We start from the raw sequence: 3,417 nt of genomic DNA on the forward strand, positions 1-3,417 counted from the left end.
TGAAGCACCCTTCCACACCGCTGCGTCCCTTTATTCATCGGGCATAGCGTGTGGAAGGGTGTTTTTTGTGGACTTATCTCGTTACGATCCGATCCCGGCTGACTCCATAATATCCTGCCGCCGGCACATATATCGGTTGTGTCTTTCTTCCTATATTTTCTATCTTTCCTTCCGCATTCAGCCGTTTCAGGTGCTCCGCTGCTTTAGACCGCATAAAGCCGCATATACGCTGGAAATCGGCACGTGTCATCAGTTGGTGTTCTGCAAAATACGCTTTCAGCCGCATATCTATCTCTACATCAGACAGTTTACCGGAGTGCCCGCTGTGCCTGAAGTTTTTCAGTTTCACGTTGCCCACCTCGTCCTTCAGCGCACGGTCGGCACGGAACTTGATACCTTTCAATCTCACCTTTTCATTTTTCCGGTCCGTCTCCCTCGTGATTCCTTTTTCACTTTTCAGTGTGGGGTAGAAATAGCCGATACCATCCAGGTGTACTTGCCGCCCTTCCGATAATTCCTCGCCCATCACATGAGAAAGCGCGTCGAGCACCGCCGACACATCAGTTTCAGTCAGCGAGCTGCGTTTCTGTATTTTTCGGCGGATTTCGTCGGTTCCTACTTTTCCATTGAGGGTGATGCGTGCATGGATTGTTGTTTTCTCAGTTTCGTCCGTTTCATTGTTCGGTACCGGAGTCTCATACCATTCAAAAAGTATTGCCATTGTTTGTCGTTTTACAATTGATGATGCAAATGTACCATATATATAAGGGAAGAGCAAATTTTGAACGGACCATTCATATCGTTTGATTATAGTCGGCAGGGTGGCTGATTGCAATCAACAAGCTTGCTGACAGTAATCAGTAAGCCTGCCGACTATAATCAAACGCTGCGGATGCCTTATGCAAAAGACGATGATCCCATATGTGAAATCACAACAAGATATACCTGCTTTATTAGTGCTGATTAGTTGAACGGATTTCTCTGAAACGTTTGCAAACAGGCCTTTTATGATGCTAACTTCGTAGCATTAATCACTAAAATAGTAACAGAATTATGAAGACAAAATTAATGCGATTTATTACCTCTTTTTTTGAGAGTTGGAGAGAAGAAAAAAAAGTGCTGGCAAATCAGCCGGAATCTATTGTGGAGCACACGGATATTACCGTTGCGCGTTCCACAAACCATCCTGTTGCGGAACGTGTAAAGACCGTGCCGGTTAGTCTGACGGATCAGGTAAACCGCTTCCTGCAATCTACCTACGATTTTCGTTATAATTTGCTGACGGAAGAAACCGAATACCGTCCGGCAGATGGGAGAGGAGAGCCTTTTGCACCTGTGGGCAGACGGGAACTGAATTCTTTCTGCCTCGAAGCGCATGCACGGGGCATTGCCTGTTGGGATAAAGACATCAGTCGTTATCTTTATTCTACCAGTGTACCCGGTTATCATCCTTTCCTTCTGTATCTGGACGAACTTCCGGCCTGGGATGGCATTGATCGTCTTGAAGCATTGGCGCACCGTGTTTCTTCTGATCCATTGTGGATAAAACACTTCCATATATGGTTGCTTGCCCTTACTGCACAATGGCTGGGCATAACGGGAAAGCATGCCAATAGTGTGGCTCCTATCCTTATCAGTACGGAACAAGGCTGTTTGAAATCTACCTTTTGCAAGAGTTTAATGCCCGAAACCCTGTCACGTTACTATTCGGATGAAGTGGAGTTGACTTCAAAAGGAAACGTCACCCGTAAAATGTCGGAAATGGGTCTGCTGAATCTCGACGAGTTCGATAAATATCCCGCTTCTAAAATGCCGTTGCTGAAGAATCTGATGCAGATGGCGGAGCTGAACCTTTGTAAAGCCTATCAGAGAAACTATCGCAACCTGCCGCGTATCGCCTCTTTCATAGGCACAAGCAACCGTTCCGATTTATTATCCGATCCTACGGGGAGCCGGCGTTTTCTTTGTGTGGAAGTGAAGGGGAAGATAGATTGTTCCCGCATTGTGCACAAACAAATCTATGCCCAGTTGAAGCAAGAGCTTCTGAAGGGTGCCCGATATTGGTTTACGGCAGAAGAAGAACATGAATTGAAGGAGCATAATAAGATGTTTCAGCGTCGCAGCATAATGGAAGAGGTGCTTTATGCCTGTTTCCGCCCTGCCACAGCCGAAGATCGGGATGAAATAGTGCAACGCCTTTCCGCAGCAGATATTTTCAAGGTTTTGAAAAGACAGAATCCAGCCGCCATGCGGGGAGTTAATTCGAATGCGTTTGCCCAGTTGTTGGCGCCATTGGGATTTTCCCGCTCACGTAGCCGTTATGGGAATTATTATGCGGTCATTTCTTTGTCCGAAAATATCCCTTCCACCCGCTAACCCCGATGAATCGGGCGTTTCAATAGTGTGGAAGGGTAGGGATACTCGCTATGAATATGGTAAAAGCTGGTTTGACTGAGGAAAACAAGAATAGATGCTCAACGGTTTTTAGAGAATCTTTTTTGATGAAATTCGAAACAAATGAATGCTTTTGTTGTTGAATGTGAAAAAAAACGTATCTTTGCAACTGAACACGTGACATGTGATATCTTTCATGGTTTACATGTCCTCTTCCGGTACCAGTAAAATGTGGAAATTTGACTAAAAAACCGGATGAGCGTAGCCTGTATCAGTCTTGGTACGGGCTTACTCTTCCTGTTTTTAGAGGTATCCACATACCTACTGGTAGGGAAGAAGTAAGACCCCGTACTTTTATAATATAAACCATTATAGCCGTATAGGGTTGATTTGAAACTTATTTAATCAAACACTATATGGCTAATTGGCTTTCTATACAAGCAGCTGCCGAAAAATACGGCGTAACTGAGGGGGTAATCCGTGAATGGATTCGGCTCAATTATTTGACAATTTCTTCTTTAAAGAGGGATCCTTTTGAAGATCCGGATCCGCTGGTGGATGCTGACGAACTCGATAGAGCTCTTGAGTTAAAATCGATGCAATCCTATCCTGACGATGAAACTATTGAGCGAATTCCGAGAGGGCATTTAGATTGGATTTATCAGGAGAATTCCCGATTGGCAAAAAAGAATGATGATTTGCGGGAAGAGAATTATTTGCATGTTCAGTGGGAGGCTAAGCTAAAAGCTGATTTAGATAAAATGATAGAGCTTACCGAGCGTTTGAACTCATTGCACCAGAAAATAGCGGAAGACTATAAGTCTACGCTCAGTAGCCGATTTGATATTTGGTCTTCTTTTTGGCATTTACTCTTCTCCAAAAAGAAATAAAGACCTAACTTGATAACTAATACCTCACCTAACCAGTATATATTGTTTTTTTAATCCTTTTCATCTTGTGAGTACGGAGTTTCGTGAGGAGCTCCGTCTCTTTTTTGTATACCCCCCCCTCTATTTCTATCCA

3 protein-coding genes are annotated in these 3,417 nt (G+C 44.1%); 2 read left to right on the forward strand and 1 reads right to left on the reverse strand.

The features are described 5' to 3' along the window. Positions 1-73 precede the first annotated feature (73 nt). On the reverse strand, positions 74-721 hold the full coding sequence (locus tag BACCELL_RS12345) for an HU family DNA-binding protein (RefSeq protein WP_007212139.1): 648 nt from the start codon (positions 719-721) through the stop codon (positions 74-76). A gap of 332 nt (positions 722-1,053) precedes the next feature. On the opposite strand from BACCELL_RS12345, the gene BACCELL_RS12350 reads away from it, so the two are divergent. Beyond that, a complete protein-coding gene (locus BACCELL_RS12350; RefSeq protein ID WP_007212141.1) occupies positions 1,054-2,376 on the forward strand; it encodes a VapE domain-containing protein in 1,323 nt (440 codons plus the stop codon). Positions 2,377-2,810: 434 nt separating this feature from the next. Then, positions 2,811-3,284, forward strand: a complete 474-nt coding sequence (locus BACCELL_RS12355; protein ID WP_007212142.1) for a hypothetical protein — start codon at positions 2,811-2,813, stop codon at positions 3,282-3,284. Positions 3,285-3,417 lie beyond the last annotated feature (133 nt).

The sequence above is a fragment of the Bacteroides cellulosilyticus DSM 14838 genome, assembly GCF_000158035.1.
In the GTDB taxonomy this organism is placed as follows: Bacteria; Bacteroidota; Bacteroidia; order Bacteroidales; family Bacteroidaceae; genus Bacteroides; species Bacteroides cellulosilyticus.

Coding starts and splice junctions, on each gene's coding strand:
- BACCELL_RS12350 (WP_007212141.1), top strand. CDS start 1,054: ATGAAGACAAAATTAATGCGATTTATTACCTCTTTTTTTGAGAGTTGG.
- BACCELL_RS12345 (WP_007212139.1), bottom strand. CDS start 721: ATGGCAATACTTTTTGAATGGTATGAGACTCCGGTACCGAACAATGAA.
- BACCELL_RS12355 (WP_007212142.1), top strand. CDS start 2,811: ATGGCTAATTGGCTTTCTATACAAGCAGCTGCCGAAAAATACGGCGTA.